This is a genomic window from Roseateles noduli, from assembly GCF_050626985.1.
In the GTDB taxonomy this organism is placed as follows: domain Bacteria; phylum Pseudomonadota; class Gammaproteobacteria; order Burkholderiales; family Burkholderiaceae_C; genus Roseateles; species Roseateles noduli_A.
This window is the reverse complement of record NZ_CP192463.1, coordinates 1,132,230-1,148,267: the sequence shown is the minus strand read 5'-3', so window position 1 is coordinate 1,148,267 and position 16,038 is coordinate 1,132,230. Positions and strand designations below refer to the sequence as shown.

General features: G+C 66.6%; 19 protein-coding genes and 1 other RNA gene. 12 read left to right on the top strand and 8 right to left on the bottom strand.

The genetic code is table 11. The features are described from left to right. Positions 1-48 precede the first annotated feature (48 nt). The 6 genes from rsxB (at position 49) to ACQ4L4_RS05100 (ending at position 2,778) form a co-directional block, all read left to right on the top strand. Positions 49-681 (top strand): electron transport complex subunit RsxB, encoded by a 633-nt coding sequence (gene rsxB, locus ACQ4L4_RS05125; protein ID WP_431104877.1) that lies wholly within the window; start codon positions 49-51, stop codon positions 679-681. Between the two features lie 55 nt (positions 682-736). Next, positions 737-1,375 (top strand): endonuclease III, encoded by a 639-nt coding sequence (nth, locus tag ACQ4L4_RS05120; RefSeq protein ID WP_431103153.1) that lies wholly within the window; start codon positions 737-739, stop codon positions 1,373-1,375. A gap of 47 nt (positions 1,376-1,422) precedes the next feature. Continuing rightward, positions 1,423-1,677, top strand: a complete 255-nt coding sequence (gene zapB, locus ACQ4L4_RS05115; RefSeq protein WP_377155480.1) for a cell division protein ZapB — start codon at positions 1,423-1,425, stop codon at positions 1,675-1,677. Beyond that, a complete protein-coding gene (locus ACQ4L4_RS05110) occupies positions 1,674-2,006 on the top strand; it encodes a cell division protein ZapA (protein WP_431103152.1) in 333 nt (110 codons plus the stop codon). The genes zapB and ACQ4L4_RS05110 overlap by 4 nt, the downstream gene beginning before the upstream one ends. Positions 2,007-2,035: 29 nt before the next feature. Further along, a non-coding RNA gene (gene ssrS / locus ACQ4L4_RS05105) (6S RNA) lies at positions 2,036-2,216 on the top strand. Between the two features lie 124 nt (positions 2,217-2,340). Further along, positions 2,341-2,778 (top strand): EVE domain-containing protein, encoded by a 438-nt coding sequence (locus ACQ4L4_RS05100; RefSeq protein ID WP_431104876.1) that lies wholly within the window; start codon positions 2,341-2,343, stop codon positions 2,776-2,778. Positions 2,779-2,811: 33 nt separating this feature from the next. On the opposite strand, the gene ACQ4L4_RS05095 is transcribed toward ACQ4L4_RS05100, so the two are convergent. Next, positions 2,812-3,831 (bottom strand): GGDEF domain-containing protein, encoded by a 1,020-nt coding sequence (locus ACQ4L4_RS05095; protein ID WP_377155482.1) that lies wholly within the window; start codon positions 3,829-3,831, stop codon positions 2,812-2,814. A 459-nt stretch (positions 3,832-4,290) separates the two neighbouring features. On the opposite strand from ACQ4L4_RS05095, the gene rpsU reads away from it, so the two are divergent. From rpsU to ACQ4L4_RS05070, 5 genes are all read left to right on the top strand, one after another. Continuing rightward, the gene (rpsU, locus tag ACQ4L4_RS05090; RefSeq protein ID WP_012346814.1) at positions 4,291-4,503 is read left to right on the top strand and encodes a 30S ribosomal protein S21; all 213 of its coding nucleotides are present in this window, start codon (positions 4,291-4,293) and stop codon (positions 4,501-4,503) included. 166 nt (positions 4,504-4,669) lie between these two features. Continuing rightward, positions 4,670-5,116: a GatB/YqeY domain-containing protein gene (locus tag ACQ4L4_RS05085; RefSeq protein ID WP_431103150.1), complete on the top strand. Its 447-nt coding sequence runs from the start codon at positions 4,670-4,672 to the stop codon at positions 5,114-5,116. Between the two features lie 37 nt (positions 5,117-5,153). Next, complete coding sequence (locus tag ACQ4L4_RS05080) at positions 5,154-5,495, top strand: TIGR01244 family sulfur transferase (RefSeq protein WP_431103149.1); 342 nt, start codon at positions 5,154-5,156, stop codon at positions 5,493-5,495. Positions 5,496-5,772: 277 nt separating this feature from the next. Further along, complete coding sequence (locus ACQ4L4_RS05075) at positions 5,773-6,381, top strand: TRAP transporter small permease subunit (protein WP_431103148.1); 609 nt, start codon at positions 5,773-5,775, stop codon at positions 6,379-6,381. Beyond that, positions 6,381-7,910 (top strand): TRAP transporter large permease, encoded by a 1,530-nt coding sequence (locus ACQ4L4_RS05070; protein ID WP_431104875.1) that lies wholly within the window; start codon positions 6,381-6,383, stop codon positions 7,908-7,910. Before ACQ4L4_RS05075 ends, ACQ4L4_RS05070 begins: the two co-directional genes overlap by 1 nt. Here ACQ4L4_RS05070 and ACQ4L4_RS05065 read toward each other — a convergent pair. Then, positions 7,907-8,227: a hypothetical protein gene (locus ACQ4L4_RS05065; protein ID WP_431103147.1), complete on the bottom strand. Its 321-nt coding sequence runs from the start codon at positions 8,225-8,227 to the stop codon at positions 7,907-7,909. The two genes, ACQ4L4_RS05070 and ACQ4L4_RS05065, sit on opposite strands and share 4 nt — an antisense overlap. Positions 8,228-8,369: 142 nt before the next feature. Further along, positions 8,370-8,690 (bottom strand): quaternary ammonium compound efflux SMR transporter SugE, encoded by a 321-nt coding sequence (gene sugE, locus ACQ4L4_RS05060; protein ID WP_431103146.1) that lies wholly within the window; start codon positions 8,688-8,690, stop codon positions 8,370-8,372. 99 nt (positions 8,691-8,789) lie between these two features. Between sugE and ACQ4L4_RS05055 the strand changes: the two genes are divergently transcribed. Further along, on the top strand, positions 8,790-9,809 hold the full coding sequence (locus tag ACQ4L4_RS05055) for a LysR family transcriptional regulator (RefSeq protein ID WP_431103145.1): 1,020 nt from the start codon (positions 8,790-8,792) through the stop codon (positions 9,807-9,809). Here ACQ4L4_RS05055 and ACQ4L4_RS05050 read toward each other — a convergent pair. The 5 genes from ACQ4L4_RS05050 to ACQ4L4_RS05030 form a co-directional block, all read right to left on the bottom strand. Continuing rightward, on the bottom strand, positions 9,724-10,683 hold the full coding sequence (locus ACQ4L4_RS05050) for an amino acid ABC transporter substrate-binding protein (protein WP_431103144.1): 960 nt from the start codon (positions 10,681-10,683) through the stop codon (positions 9,724-9,726). The two genes, ACQ4L4_RS05055 and ACQ4L4_RS05050, sit on opposite strands and share 86 nt — an antisense overlap. A gap of 27 nt (positions 10,684-10,710) precedes the next feature. Beyond that, on the bottom strand, positions 10,711-12,123 hold the full coding sequence (locus tag ACQ4L4_RS05045; protein WP_431103142.1) for a replication-associated recombination protein A: 1,413 nt from the start codon (positions 12,121-12,123) through the stop codon (positions 10,711-10,713). 21 nt (positions 12,124-12,144) lie between these two features. Beyond that, a complete protein-coding gene (lolA, locus tag ACQ4L4_RS05040) occupies positions 12,145-12,765 on the bottom strand; it encodes an outer membrane lipoprotein chaperone LolA (RefSeq protein WP_431103141.1) in 621 nt (206 codons plus the stop codon). A 77-nt stretch (positions 12,766-12,842) separates the two neighbouring features. Further along, a complete protein-coding gene (locus tag ACQ4L4_RS05035; RefSeq protein ID WP_431103140.1) occupies positions 12,843-15,215 on the bottom strand; it encodes a DNA translocase FtsK in 2,373 nt (790 codons plus the stop codon). Between the two features lie 88 nt (positions 15,216-15,303). Next, the gene (locus ACQ4L4_RS05030; RefSeq protein ID WP_088383470.1) at positions 15,304-15,972 is read right to left on the bottom strand and encodes a Crp/Fnr family transcriptional regulator; all 669 of its coding nucleotides are present in this window, start codon (positions 15,970-15,972) and stop codon (positions 15,304-15,306) included. Between the last annotated feature and the right edge of the window lie 66 nt (positions 15,973-16,038).

The following is a 16,038-nucleotide window of genomic DNA, read 5'->3' as shown; positions in this document are numbered from 1 at the left end:
GCCTCCGCTGAACCGACCTCCTCCGCGTTCGACGACCTTGTCGAACGCCTGAATCTGGCCCTGCCGCAGACGCAATGCACGCGCTGCGGCTATCCCGACTGCCACTCCTACGCCCATGCGATGGCGCGCGGCGAAGCGGCGATCAACCAGTGCCCCCCCGGCGGCACCGAAGGCATCGCGCGCTTGGCCGCGCTGACCGGTCGCGAACCGTCGCCCCTCAATCCGGACCACGGTATCGAGGGCCCTCGCCGGCTTGCCGTCATCGACGAAGGCTGGTGCATCGGCTGCACCTTGTGCATCAAGGCCTGCCCTGTCGACGCGATCATCGGAACCAACAAGCAGATGCATGTCGTCATCGACGACGACTGCACCGGTTGCGAACTCTGCATCCCGGTCTGCCCGGTCGACTGCATCTCGCTGGCGGACGTGACGCCGGGGCGAAGCGGTTGGGCTGCATGGAGCGCGCCGCAGGCCGAGCGCGCTCGCGAGCGATACCGCTGGCACGAGATCCGTGTCACGCGCGACCAGCATGAGCACGATGCGCGCCTTGAAACCAAGGCGCAGCACAAGCTCGATCACCTCGAAGAGGAAACGCGGCTCACCGACGCGGCGCAGATCGACCGCAAGCGCGCCGTCATTGAGGCTGCGCTTGCGCGGGCCCGCGCCAAGCGCGGCGTCTGAACACAGCCCCTCTTCGATCCTGCCCCGCCCCATCGCCAGCCGCTTCCCGCTCGCCATGAATCAAACGCAAGTCCGCGAATTCTTCGAGATCCTCCGCCGCGCCAATCCGTCGCCGCAGACCGAACTCGAATACGCCAGCGTCTTCGAACTGCTCGCCGCGGTGCTGCTGTCCGCGCAGGCGACCGACGTCGGCGTCAACAAGGCGACGAGACGGCTGTTCGTCGTCGCCAACACGCCGCAGAAGATCCTGGACCTGGGTGAAGAACGGCTCGCTGAGTACATCAAGACGATCGGCCTTTACAAGACCAAGGCAAAGAACCTCCACGCGACCTGCCGCATCCTGGTCGAGCAGTACGGCGGCGCCGTGCCGCAAAGCCGCGAGGCGCTCGAATCCCTGCCCGGCGTCGGTCGCAAGACGGCGAACGTGGTGCTCAACGTCGCCTTCGGCGAAGCGACGATGGCCGTGGATACGCACATCTTCCGCGTCGGCAATCGCACCGGCCTCGCGCCCGGCAAGAACGTGCTGGAAGTCGAACAGCAGTTGCTCCAGCGCGTGCCGACGGAATTCCTCGTCGACGCGCACCACTGGCTGATCCTCCATGGCCGCTACGTCTGCCAGGCACGTCGACCGCTGTGCGAGCGCTGCGCCGTCGTCGCGCAATGTGACAGCGCACCGATGGCAGCGGCCCGTTGAGCGAACCCCGCCCCCTACAATCCGCGCGTTCATCCGTCAGGGAAGCCATGTCCAGCATCAACGACCTAGTCGACCGCGTCGAGCGCCTGCTGGTGCGTCACGAGGAACTCAAACGCACGAACGGCTTGCTCGAGCAACAGGTCCAGGCGCTCACCCTGGAGCGCGACAGCCTGCGCTCCAGACTGGCCGCGGCGCGCGCGCGCGTCGACGCCCTGCTGGATCGTCTCCCGCTGGAGGCCGCCGATCTGCTGGAGAGCGGCGACGGCACTGAACCCTCAGATTCTCGAAAGACGGGCGCATGAAGCAAATGGAAGTCACGATCATGGGCCAGAGCTATCTGCTCGGCTGCCCGGAAGGCGGCGAAGCCGCGTTGCAGAAGGCAGTGGCGCGTGTCGACAAGGAAATGTGTGCGATCCGCGACGCGGGTCGCATCAAGGCACGCGAACGGATCGCGGTGCTGGCGGCCCTGAACCTCGCTTATTCCCTCACCGAATCCAACGCATCGGCGGTGGCGCCGGGCGATGCAACGGATGCAACCGCCGGTGACGCACGCGGCGCTACCGTACCCGATCTTGAAACGCTGATGAAGCGGCTCGATGAAGCCCTTGTCCAAGACGGGCAACTGCTGTGAACGCGGAGTCGCGGCGCGTAGAATCCTTCTTGTCCACTGCGTTCGCGTGAGTTTTATATTTCCTTGAACCGATGCTTTCGCGAGCAAGGGCTTGGAACATTGCAGAGCTGGTGTGAGCGTCTCGCGTCAGATGAACCCGAAGCCCTGCTGACCTCGCCCACCTGTACCCCTAGGGTTCAGGAATGCGGCTCACGGTTCGCCGTGGACACCTCTTCCCAAACCGCGCCTGATTTTTTCGTCACGCGCGGTTTTTTCATGGTCGAGCTTGATCGGCCATCGTCATGAGGGTTCCGCCTTGAGCACCGCATCGCACGCTTCCCGGCAGTACTGGCTGATGAAGTCCGAACCGGACGAAGCCTCGATCGACCATCTGCAGGCCGCCGGTGAACTTCCGTGGACCGGCGTCCGCAACTATCAGGCACGCAATTTCATGCGCGACCAGATGCGCATCGGCGACGGCGTGCTGTTCTATCACTCGTCCTGTCCGGAGCCGGGGATCGCCGGGTTCGCCGAGGTCAGCAGCACGGCCTATCCGGACGAGACCCAGTTCGATCCCGAGAGTCACTACTTCGATGCGAAGGCCAGGCGCGAGGAACCGCGCTGGCAACACGTCGATGTGCGCTTCGTGCGCAAGACCCGGTTGTTGAGCCTGGCAGAGATGAAGCGTGATCCCGCGCTTGCCGGCATGCGCACCTTGCAGCCGGGCAACCGGCTGTCGATCACGCCGGTGACGCCGGCGGAATGGCAGCACCTTCAGAAGCTGCTCGCCTGAACGGCGAGCGCGACGCTCGGTCCAGCAGCAGCCTCAGCCGCCCATCCCGAACGGGATCGACGCCAGCACGACCTGATTGCCGCCGCGCCGCTGCGCTTCCTTGACCGCCATCTCGGCGGCGCCCAGCAGTTCCTCCTGCCGCGAGGCCGTGTGCGGGAAGCTCGCCACGCCCATCGACAACGACAGCCCGATGTCCTGCCCATGCAGCACGACGATCTGGGCATGGCACTGCCGGCGCAGCTGTTCCATGCGCGCATGCGCGGTCGCGAGGCCGACGCCCGACAACAGCACCGCGAAGAGGTCGTCGCCGATGCGGCAGGCCGCATCCATCGCGCGAGTGTTGGCGCGCAGCATGCGCCCCAGGCCTTCGAGCAGGCGTTGACGCGCCTCCTCGCCCAAACCGGCCTCCGGCGCCACCGGATCCAGCGCGATCAGCACCAGCGTGAACTCGCGGTGTTCGCGGGTCGAGAGATCGATCTCGCGCAGCAGTTGATCGTCGAACTGCGCGCGCATGTAGAGGCCCGAGACCTCGTCGCGGCCGCTGCCCTGCTGCAACTCGCGGCGCATCTGCTCGAGCGACTTCTGCTGCTGCTCGAGCTGCTGCAGCGCGCGCTGCAGGTGCGTCTCGCGGTGACGCTCTTCGGTCTTGTCGCTCCACAGCGCCATGACGTGCTCCGCGCCCAGCGGCACGCGCATGACCATGAACTCGCGACGGCGTCCGCCGATCTCCAGGCGGTGCTCGGAACTCACGACGCCGCGCTGCGCGAGCGTGGCCTGTTCGGAGCGTCGCATCGCCTGCACTTCGTCGCCGCGCATCAGCTCGGCATCGGTGGCGCCGACGATGCCGGTCTCCAGGCGACCGAAGAGCTCGCTCATGCCCGGGCTGGCGAAGACATAACGTCCGGTCGCCATCGACTTCACGGTCAGGCAGGCGCCGGTCGGCTCCAGCAGGCTGAGCAAGCCGGCCGCAACGGGCGTCTGGGGCGTTCCCGACGATTCCAGCCAGGCATCGAAACTGGCAGGCGCGGGCGTCGCGGCGGCTTGTAATTCCATGGGTCGGGCCGGGCCAGGGGGGAGGCCCCTCGCGGTCGAATGGTGGTGGATCGAATGTAGATGGGCGTCCGTCGCCGGGGCAAGTGCCGATGGCAGGACAGAGGTGCCACTCCCCCTAAGCTTGGGGTGCGGCATCCTAGCTTGCCACGGCTTGGGCCGAGAGCGATGCACTTCGCCCAGAGAGGCGGGCCTGCGCTCCGGCGGGGACAAGGCGTGAAAATGTCACACCCGTCGGCAAGGCGCGCATGCGGCCTTCACAGGGGACACGCCGGCGGGAGCCAGGCGAAGTCTCCGGCGCGGCACGGCTGCATCGAGTTGGGTGGCGACCGGTCAAAAATAAGGCTAGAATACTCGTTTTGCTGGCAAACCCTGCGCGTCGATTCGGAAGTGGAATCCGGATACTCCGCTTCGAAGGCAAGCCCTTCCTCGCGAACACCGAGCGCTATTTGAAGGAATTTCATGACCACCATTCGCGTCAAAGAAAACGAGCCGTTCGACGTGGCCCTGCGCCGCTTCAAGCGCACGATTGAAAAGCTGGGCCTGCTCACCGAGCTGCGCGCCCGCGAGTTCTACGAGAAGCCGACTGCCGAGCGCAAGCGCAAGAAGGCGGCTGCCGTCAAGCGTCACTACAAGCGCGTGCGCAGCATGCAGCTGCCCAAGAAGCTGTACTGATCGCCTGATCGGACCGCTTCGGCACCGGGGACCCGTCCACTGACGATCCCCACCGCCGGAACAGCACAGAAAGCCCGCGCAGGACGCTGCCGCGGGCTTTTCTGTTTCTGCGCGACATTACGACATCTCCCACATCTCCCTCGAGACCAGGAATCAAGGAGCCCTCATGAGCCTGAAGGAACAGATCACCGAAGACATGAAGACGGCGATGCGCGCCAAGGACAGCGAACGCCTGGGCACGATCCGGCTGCTGCTGGCCGCGGTGAAGCAGAAGGAAGTGGACGAACGCGTCGAGGTGGACGACGTGATGCTGGTGGCCATCGTCGACAAGCTGATCAAGCAGCGCAAGGACTCGATCAGCCAGTTCACGGCGGCTGGCCGCATGGACCTTGCCGACAAGGAAACGGCGGAGCTGAAGGTGCTGGAGGTCTACCTGCCGCAGCGCCTGAGCGAGGACGAGATCAAGGCCGAGGTCGCCGCCATCGTGACGGAGCTGGGTGCCAAGGGCCCCGCCGACATGGGCAAGGTGATGGGCGCCGTGAAGGGCAAGCTGGCAGGCAAGGCCGACATGGGCCTGGTCTCGGCGGCGGTGAAGGCGGCGCTGGCGGGCTGAGCGCCCTCCTCGCCCCGTTCAACGACAGGAGTTAGCGATGGAACTGACCGTCCAACAATTGACGCCCGATTTCTGCGTCGCACCACAACTCACGCCGGACGCGATGGCCGCACTGGCGCAAGCCGGCTTCAAGTCGGTGATCAACAACCGGCCCGATTTCGAGCACGGCCCTGACCAGCCAACCAGCGAGCAGGTCCGCGCCGCGGCCGAAGCCGCGGGACTGGTGTATCACCACTTGCCGGTGCAGGGCGGCTATCAATCGCCGGAAGAGATCGCCGCGATGCGCGCGTTGCTCGACGAAGTGCCCAAGCCGGTGCTGGCGTTCTGCCGCTCCGGCGCGCGTTCCACGCGCCTCTTCGCCGCCGCCACCCAACTCTGAGCCGACGAGAACACCTCGGTGCCTCGGATCGAGGCGACCGGGGCCCCTTTTCGGAGGTCAAGGAGGGAATTCGACTGCCGGGAGGCAGTCGAAGGAGGGACACGGAGAAAAGGGGCCCCGGTCGCATCGATCAACGCGCCATTCCTCGCATGTCGGGGCTTTCCCGCAGCCCCTCCCGAATTCAGGTTCCCGACAGCCCCCGCTGGCTACAGTCCACGTCTACACACAAGAACCGAGCCCTCCCGTCGGGGTTCGAGATGGAGACCTGGACTCGTCGATGAAAGCCCTGCTTGCATTTGCCAAGGGCATCGACTGGCTGACGGACCGGTTCGGCACGCTTGCCGCCTGGGCTGTCCTGCTGTCGTGCTTTATCAGCGCCGCGAACGCGGTGATCCGCTACGGCCTGGACATCAGCTCCAACGCCTTCCTTGAGATCCAGTGGTACCTGTTCGCCGCCTGCGTCATGGGCGGGGCGGCGCAGGTGCTGCGGCTCAACGAGCATGTGCGCGTCGACATCCTCTACACGCGGCTGCGCGGCCACGGCAAGGTCTACGTCGACCTGTTCGGACTCATCGTCTTCCTGATCCCCGTGATGGGGTATGCGGGCTGGCTGTCGTGGGACTTCTTCCTGGTGAAGCTCACCACCGGCATGCGCGCGGAGGACACCGTCGCCGCGCTCGGCTACGGCGGTTATGCGTGGAAGCTGTTCACCAGCGGCGAGGTGTCGGGCAACGCCGGCGGGCTGATCCGCTGGCCGGCCGCGCTGACGCTGCCGGTGGGCTTCGCGCTCGTGTTCCTGCAGGGGATCTCGGAGGTGATCAAGCGCATCGGCTATCTGGCCCATCTCGTCGAGATGGACACGCACTACGAGAGGCCGCTGCAATGATCACGATGGAGCAGTTCCCTCCGCTGATGTTCGCGGGGCTGATCATCATCATGCTGATCGGCTTCCCCGTGGCGTTCTCGCTGGCCGCGCTGGGCCTGGCCTGCGGCTTCTTCGCGGTGAGCCAGGGCTGGTTCCCACCCTCGTTCATGTCGGCGCTGCCGCAGAACGTCTTCGGCATCCTGTCCAACGACCTGCTGCTGGCTATCCCCTTCTTCACGCTGATGGGCGCGCTGCTGGAGAAATGCGGCCTGGCCGAGGACATGCTCGACTCGATGGGCCAGCTCTTCGGGCCGGTGCGCGGCGGGCTGGGCTACTCGGTGATCATCGTGGGCTTCATCCTGGGCGCGATCACCGGCACGGTGGCGGGTCAGGTGATCGCGATGGCGATGATCTCGCTGCCGGTCATGATGCGCTACGGCTACAACATGCGCTACGCCACCGGGGTGCTGGCGGCCTCGGGAACGATCACGCAGCTGGTGCCGCCGTCGCTGGTGCTGGTGGTGCTGGCGGACCAGCTCGGCAAGCCGGTCGGCGACATGTACAAGGGCGCGTGGGGCCCCTCGATCCTGCAAGTGCTGATCTTCGCGCTCTACACCTTCATGGTGTCGCGCATCAAGCCCGAACACGTCCCTGGCGTCCCCAAGGAGGCACGCACCCTGAACGGCTGGGCGCTATGGAAGAAGTGCCTGCGCGGCATCATCCCTTCGGCGATCCTGATCTTCGCGGTGCTGGGCTCGATGGGCGGATTGCCGGGCATCGACACAGCGGTGTGCACGCCGACCGAAGCAGGGGCGATGGGCGCGGTCGGGGCCTTCATCCTGGCGGCATCGCACCGGCGGCTGAACTGGCCGGTCATGCGGGACGCCATGATCGGCACGATGCGCATCACCGCGATGGTGGTGTTCATCCTGATCGGCTCACGGACCTTCTCCCTCGTGTTCCAGGGCGTCGAAGGCGGCAAGTGGATCGAGCACCTGCTCTCCAACCTGCCCGGCGGTCAGATCGGCTTCCTGATCGTCGTCAACCTCTTCATCTTCTTCCTGGCGTTCTTCCTCGACTTCTTCGAGATCGCCTTCATCATCCTGCCGCTGCTCGGCCCGGTCGCCGACAAGATGGGTATCGACCTGGTGTGGTTCGGCGTGATGCTCTGCGTGAACATGCAGACGAGCTTCATGCATCCGCCGTTCGGTTTCGCGCTGTTCTACCTGAGAGGGATTTCGGACACGCTGTTCAAGAACGGCGCGCTGCCCAAGCGGGTGCTTTCGAGCGATATCTACCTGGGCTCGATCCCCTGGGTCGTGATGCAGCTGATCCTGGTGGCCATCGTCATCTTCTTCCCGGTCACGGTGACGGCGTTCCTCGACAAGGCGGAAGCGGTCGACATGGACAAGGCGACGGAGATGCTCCAGGGCATCGACGCCGGTCAGGCCGAGCGAACCGATCCCAACGCGGACACGAACGCGCTGTTCGGGTTGCCCGCCGAGGCCGCGTCCGCACCGGCCTCCTCGGCCTCTGGAGGAACTCCCTAGCGCGTCGAGGGCGGCATGTTCGACGCCTCCTTGATGCGATCCCAGGCGTCCTTCACAGCGGGTTTGGCCCTCGCCCATTCCAGCGAAGAACCCTGGCGCTGGTTGCCCCAGTCGCGGTGCAGTTCCGCCTCGAAGTCATCGAAGTCGCGGTCCGGATAGCGCGCGAACGCATCGACCCCGTAGGCATACGCCGGACCGAAGTCATCATGCGTGTCGCCTTGCTGGATGTAGGGCCGCTGGGCGTAGTTGTCGCGCCAGTAGGCGGCCTCCTGCTCGTGGTCGTAGGCCTTGTCGCGGGGTTCGTTGAAGTCGGGCATCGGAGTCTCCAGAAGTCTCGATGACCTTCGTCGGCAAGTGCCATGCCCTCCGCTCGCTGCAGCCAACAGGCGCCCAGGACCTTCTACTGACAACTGATCAGGTGCTGGGCAGCGACCGCGGACGACACGGCAGTTGGCGGGCTTACTGCGGCGTGACGATCTTGAGCCCGACGATGCCCGCGGCGATCAGGCCGATGCACGCCAGGCGCGCCAGCGATGCCGATTCGCCGAGCAGCACGATGCCCGCGATCGCCGTGCCGACGGCACCGATGCCCGTCCACACCGCGTAGGCCGTTCCCACCGGCAGATGCTTCAGCGCCCAGCCCAGCAGCACGACGCTTGTCACCATCGCCACCACGGTACCCACCGTCGGCCATGGCCGCGTGAACCCCTCCGTGTACTTCAGGCCGACGGCCCAGCCGATCTCGAACAACCCGGCCAAAAACAACACGCCCCACACCATCGCCATCTCCTTGAAAGTGGATGGACACGACTGTATGTTCGCAGCCCTGATAGTTAAAGTCAGAATCCATCAGGTTCACTGACAGATCACGGACCCACCATGGCTTTCGACCTCGACAACCTCCGCGTCTTCCTCGCGGCGATCGACCACGGCTCGTTCTCCGCTGCGGCGCGCGCACTGGGGCGCGTGCCGTCCGCCGTCAGCATGACGATCGCGAACCTGGAAGCTCAGCTCGCCCTCCCCCTCTTCGACCGCGTCGGCCGGGAACCTGTCCCCACCGTGCAGGCGCTCGCCCTGGTGCCGCAGGCTCGCCGGCTGGCCGAGCAGCTCGGCCAGCTCAACCGTCATGCGTTGTCGCTGACCCAAGGACTGGAGCCCTCGCTGACGATCACGGTCGTGCCCGAGCTCGTCGCCGCAACGCCATGGAGCGACGCACTGACGACGCTGTCCGCCGAATTCCCGCTGCTGGACGTCGAGGTGCTGACCGCGCCGCAGGCGGACGCGCTCGCGATGCTGAAGTCCGGCCGCGCGCAACTGGCGCTCGTCTTCGAACGCCAAGGACTCGACCCGTCGGAGCAGTTCCAGGAAGTGGCCCGCGAAACGCTGATCGCCGTCGCGGCGGCCTCGCATTCGATGCTCGCGCGCGATCCGTCGGCGCTCCGCGACGAGCACCTCATCGCCGAACGACAGATCCTGGTCGCCGGTCGCGATGCCTGCGACGTCGACAAGCGGATCGCCGTCTCCCGCGTGCAGTGGCGCACCGACAGCCCGGTGGCGGCGTTGCGGATGGTGTCGGCGGGACTCGGATGGGCATGGTTGCCGTCGGGGTTCGTGCGCGCGGCGCTGGCCGCGGGGGAACTGGTGCAGATTCCCGCGGGCAACTTCACGACGGCGCTACAGCTCTACGTCGACGTCGTCTGGACGCAGACGCGGCCGCTCGGGCTCGCCGCACGGCGTTTCGTCGAACTGCTGAACGGCCGCGAGGGCTGCTCCGGCGCGATCGCTGGCGATCGGACGCCGGCCGGAGCTTCGTTCAGCGGTAGCGCTCCGGATCCGGCGAGTCCGTCGGCTGAGCGACCACGCGCCGGAAAGCGGCGTTCATCGGCAGCTTCAGGTTGATGCCCGTCGGCGGCAGCGGCGACTCGAACCAGCGTCTGTAGATGGTGTGGATCTCGCCGCTGCGGTACAGGCCGGTCAGCACGTCGTCGACCATGCTCTTGAACATCGGATCGTCGCGGTTCAGCCCGATCGCATAGGGCTCCACGGTCAACGCGCGATCGGAGATCACATAGTCGTCCGTCGAGACCGCCGCTCCCTGCTGCGCCAGCAGGCTGCGGATGATCACGTCGTCCATCATGAACGCGTCGGCGCGGCCGCTGCGCAGCAGCTGGAACGCGTCCGGATCGTCCAGCCCGGCGACGATGCGGATGTTCAGCCCCTGTTGCTCATTGACCTTGGCCAGGTGCTGGATGCTGGTCGTGCCGATGGTGCTTACCACCGGCCGGCCGCGCAGGTCGAGCAGGCTCTGCACCTTCTCGCCGTAGCGCGTCATCAGCTTGGTCTCGGCAACGAAAATCGTCACCGAGAATGCCTGGCTGCGCGCGCGCTCGGCGGTGTTGGTCGTGATGCCGCACTCCATGTCCAAGGTGCCGTTGCTGACCATCGGCATGCGCGTCGCCGAACCGACCGCGACGCGTCGCACCTCCAGGTCGGGCAGCTTGAGCCGCACGCGCAGCGACGCGATCACGCGCTCGCAGAGTTCGACGGAATAGCCCGTCGGCCGCAGCTGCGCGTCGAGATAGCTGAACGGTGCCGACGCCGGCCGGTAACCGATGACGACGACCCCGGTCTCGCGGATGCGCGTCAGCGTCGGGCCTTCGGGCGGTTGCGCCAGGCGCGACGCCGACGGTCCGGCGAGTCCCGGCTTGACCGGCGCGGCGCTCGCGGGCAACGCGCCCGCCTTCCACACCCAGATCAGAAGGACCGCGGTCACGACGCTGACGATCCGCGCACTCATCGATCAGGCCTCGCCGTTCTCACCGTTGTCGCCGATGCCATCGGTGCCGCCTCGACCGGAGGCATCGTCCTGGCCCAGCGCTCCGGCATCGAGCCGCCGCAACTCGTCGAGCCGCGCGCCGATCTTGATTTCCAGGCCGCGCGGCACGGGTTCATAGAAGCGCTGATCCTCGAGGCCGTCCGGCAGGTACTGCTCGCCGGCCACGTACGCACCCGGGAAATCATGCGCGTAGCGATAGGCCTTGCCGTAGCCGAGCTCCTTCATCAGACGCGTCGGCGCGTTGCGCAGGTGGACCGGCACGGGCCGCGAGCTGTCCTGCTTGATCAGTGCGCGGACCTGGTTGTAGGCGTTGTAAACGGCGTTCGACTTCGGCGCGATCGCCAGATAGACGACCGCCTGAGCCAGCGCGAGCTCGCCTTCCGGCGAACCCAGGCGCTCATAGGTTTCGGCCGCGTCCAGGCAGATCCGCAGTGCACGCGGATCGGCGTTGCCAATGTCTTCGCTGGCCATCCGGACCAGTCGTCGCGTGATGTAGCGCGCATCGACGCCGCCGTCGAGCATCCGCACCAGCCAATACAACGCCGCGTCCGGATGGGAGCCTCGCACGGACTTGTGCAGCGCCGAAATGACGTCGTAGAACTGGTCGCCGCCCTTGTCGTAACGGCGCAGTTGCTCGCCCAGCGTGCGCTCCAGCAGCGCCTCGTCGATCTCCGCCGTGCCCGCGGGGGTCAGTTGCGCCACGGTCTCCAGCGTGTTCAGCAGACGCCGCGCATCGCCATCGGCATAACCGATCAAGCGCAGCGTGGCGGCCTCGCTCACCGGCGGCGCGCCGAGCGCCTCGCGTCCGCGCGTCAGCAGCTCGCGCATGTCCTGCTCGTCGAGCGACTTCAGCACGTGCACCGTCGCCCGCGACAGCAACGCCGAGTTCACCTCGAACGACGGGTTCTCGGTCGTCGCTCCGATGAAACTGAACAGCCCCGACTCGACATGCGGCAGGAAGGCATCCTGCTGCGCCTTGTTGAAGCGGTGGACCTCATCGACGAACACGATCGTGCGCCGGCCCTGCCCCGCCGCGACCTGCGCGCGGTCGACCGCCTCGCGGATGTCCTTGACGCCGCCCAGGACCGCGGAGATCGCGATGAACTGTGCGTCGAAGTGCTGCGTCATCAAGCGCGCCAGCGTCGTCTTGCCGACGCCGGGCGGCCCCCACAGGATCATCGAATGCGGCCGGCCGCTCTCGAGCGCGACACGCAGCGGCATGCCCTCACCCAGCAGGTGGCGCTGGCCGACGACCTCGTCGAGCTTGCGCGGCCGCAGCCGTTCCGGCAGCGGTGCGTGCTGGCTCGGTGCGGCCCCCGAAGGCTGTCCGCCCGGGACGGAATCGAACTCGTCCGGAAAGAGCGACGCGTTGCTCATCGATGCTGACTCAGACGCCGCTCAGGGCTGGCGCGCGATGTCGGTGCCCGGCGGCGGGTTGAAGCGGAAACGGTCGGCCGACACCTTCGCGTTGGGCTCGATCGCACTGAACTGCATCACCGATTGCTGGCCGAAACCGTCCACGATCTCCAGCGCGCCCAGTTCGCGCCCCTTGAAACCGAGCTTCAGGCTCTGCAGGCCGCTGTCGTTGCGCTTGGGCGTCGCCTGCACCCAGTCCAGGCCGTTCGCCGCCGGCAGCGACTTCAGCGTGAAATCCTTCGACAGGTCGCCGCCCGCGAGCAGCGACACCGGCGTCGCGCCCAACGCCTGGTCCATGTTGCGGACGCTGGCCTGCTGCAGGTCCGGGTCGTAGATCCACACCTCCTTGCCGTCGGCCACGATCAGTTGCTCGGCCGGCTTGGCGTAGCTGAAGCGGAACTGGTTCGGGCGTTGGAACTCGAAGGTGCCGGTCGTCGTCTTCTTGCGCTTGCCGTCGGGTGCGGTGACGGTCTGCGTGAACGTCGCGCGGCCGCTCTTCACCTCGGTGACGAACTGCTGCAGCGCGCTCACGCCGTCGGCGTGGGCCAAGGTCGTGACGCAGACGGCGATCGCCGCGATGCCACGGGTCAGGATACGGAGCATGGAGGAAGCCTCAATCATTCGTCGCGTTCATTCGTCGCGTTCATTCATCGCGGTCGGTGGTCGCGTCCGGCGACGCATCAGTCGTCCCGCTTGGGCACGATGATGTCGCGGTTGCCGTTGGTGGCCATCGCCGAGACGACGCCGGACTTCTCCATCTGCTCCAGCAAACGGGCGGCCCGGTTGTAGCCGATGCGCAGATGTCTCTGCACCAGCGAGATCGACGCCCGCTTGTGCTGCAGCACGATGCCCACGGCCTGGTCGTACATCGGGTCGGATTCGCCGTCGCCGCCTGCTGTCAGGCCGGGCAAGCCATCGCCGCCCCCATCGCCGTCCAGCACGCCGCCTTCCAGGATGCCTTCGATGTAGTTGGGCTCACCTTGCTCCTTCAGGTACTCGACGACGCGATGCACCTCGTCGTCGCTGACGAACGCGCCGTGCACGCGCACCGGCAGGCCGGTACCCGACGCCATGTAGAGCATGTCGCCCATGCCCAGCAACGCTTCCGCGCCCATCTGGTCGAGGATGGTCCGCGAGTCGATCTTGCTCGACACCTGGAAGGACAACCGCGTCGGGATGTTGGCCTTGATCAGGCCGGTGATCACGTCGACCGACGGCCGCTGCGTCGCGAGGATCAGGTGAATGCCGGCCGCGCGCGCCTTCTGCGCCAGGCGGGCGATCAGTTCCTCGATCTTCTTGCCGACGACCATCATCAGGTCGGCCAGTTCGTCGATGACGACGACGATGTGCGGCAGACGCTCCAGCGGTTCCGGCTCTTCCGGCGTCAGGCTGAACGGGTTGGGGATCTTCTCCTCGCGTTCGGCCGCGTCGGCGATCTTCTTGTTGAAGCCCGCGAGGTTGCGCACGCCCATCTTGGACATGAGCTTGTAGCGCCGCTCCATCTCGTTGACACACCAGTTCAACGCGTTGCTGGCCTGCTTCATGTCGGTCACGACGGGCGCCAGCAGATGCGGGATGCCTTCGTAGACGCTCATTTCCAGCATCTTCGGGTCGATCAGGATCAGGCGGACATCGCGGGCCTCGGCCTTGTAGAGCACCGACAGGATCATCGCGTTGATGCCCACCGACTTGCCCGAGCCGGTCGTGCCGGCCACCAGGCAGTGCGGCATCTTGGCCAGGTCGGCCACCACCGGCAGGCCGACGATGTCCTTGCCCAGGCCCATCGTCAGCGGCGACGCGGCGTCGGCGTAGACCTGGGAGCCCAGGATCTCGGACAGCCGGATGGTCTGGCGGCGCGCGTTCGGCAGCTCCAGCGCCATGTAGTTCTTGCCCGGGATGGTCTCGACCACGCGGATCGAGGTCAGGCTCAGCGAGCGTGCCAGGTCCTTGGCCAGGCCCAGGATCTGCGAGCCCTTCACGCCGGTCGCCGGCTCGATCTCGTAACGCGTGATCACCGGCCCCGGCGAGGCCGCCACCACCCGCACATCGACGCCGAAGTCCTTCAACTTCTTCTCGATCATGCGGCTGGTCATCTCCAGCGATTCGGGCGTCACCGTCTCGATGCGCGGCGGCGGTGCGTCCAACAGGTCCACCTGTGGCAGCTTCGCGTCCGTCGGATCGGTGAACAGCGTCTGCTGGCGCTCCTTGATGACGCGCGTGGACTTCGGCACCTCGGCGACCGGCGGCTCGATGACGATCGGGATGTGATGCTCTTCCTCGACCAGGCGCTCGACCTCGACGACCGCTTCGCGCTCGCGTTTGGCTTCCTTGCCGACGCGCTTGTCCTCGGCGATCTCGCGACGGACCTCGCGCTTCTCGATCAGACGCTCGATCTTGGTTCCGATCTGCTCGGCGACGCGAAGCCAGGAGAACTTCAGCGCCAGCGACACGCCGGCCACCAGCGCCGCGATCCACACTACGCCAGAACCCGCGAAGCCGAGCAGCTTCATGCTGGCGGGTCCGAGCAGGTAGCCCAGCACGCCGCCGGCGTGCCCGGGCAGGTGTGACTCCCAGCCGTAGAGGCGGGTCCATTCGAGCGCGCAGCTCGCGGCCATCAGGAGAACAAGGCCGGCCACCGTCGGCAGGCGTTCCTTGAAGGTCAGCATCGGACCGCCGTCGGCGCGCAGCATGCGCGCCAGGCCGCTCAGCCACGCACGCAGCGAGATGAGCATCAGCCACCAGCAGGAGTAGCCGAAGCCGAACAGCATCAGGTCGGAGATCCAGGCGCCGAGCGCACCGACGCGGTTGTGCGCCGGGACTGAGGTACCGGCGGTACTGAAGGCCGCATCGGCGCGGTCATGACTGACCATGGCGAGCAAGACCAGGCACCACACCAGCGCGCCGATCAGCAGCCACAGCGGCGTGCGCAGCGGACTGGGAGGCGCGGGCGGCGCGGCGGGAGGCGCCGCCTTCTTGGACTTGCGTGCCGGCGCGGGGCGCTCGGTCGGAGCGGCGTCGTCACCGCCGCCCAGCAGGGAACCGGGAAAACTCATCCCTCGATTGTGACGCACAAGCCCCGCGTCCCGGACGCGGGGCTCCTCACCAAGGTGAAGAAACGTTGAAGCGTCAGCCGCTGGCGCCTCAGTCGTGCTGCAGGCGTTCCTTGATGACCACGGAGCCGTTCTCGAGCGTCTCGATGACGCCCTTGTCCTCCAGGTCCTTCATGACGCGACTGACCATCTCGCGCGACGCGCCGACGACCTTCGCCATGTCCTGCCGCGACACCTTGCCGCGGATGATCTTCACGCCCTTCTCTTCCTCCGCCATGTCGAGCAGCGTGCGCGCGACGCGACCGTAGACGTCGAGCAGCGCGAGCGACTCGATCTGGCGGTCCGCGTTTCTCAGGCGCGCGACGAGGCCGCGCAGGATGCCGTAGGCCAGGCTGGAGGACTCCGGCAGACCGCGGCCGAAGTCGGCGCGACCCAGCACCAGCATGTCGGTCTGCACCTCGGCGCGGACCGTGGCCGAGTGCGGCTCGTTGTCGATGAGGCTCATCTCGCCGACGTAGTCGCCAGGCTGCAGCACGGCGAGGATGACTTCGCGGCCGCGGCTGTCCGCGGTCAGCACGCGGGCGCGGCCGTTGAGCAGGATGAAGAGCGCGTTGGACTTGGTGCCCTGCTCGACGATCAACTCGCCGCGTTTGAAGCGCCGTTTGACGACGCTGTCCGCGATGGACTGGGCCTGGTCGGCGGTCAGCAGGGAGAACAAGGGAACCCTGCGGATCAGATCCAAATTGGACAACATGGCCATGAAGGGGTGCCTCCTGTCGGGGGTTAGGGTCAATCGTGGTTGTCAGGATGGCAGAGAGACCCGCCA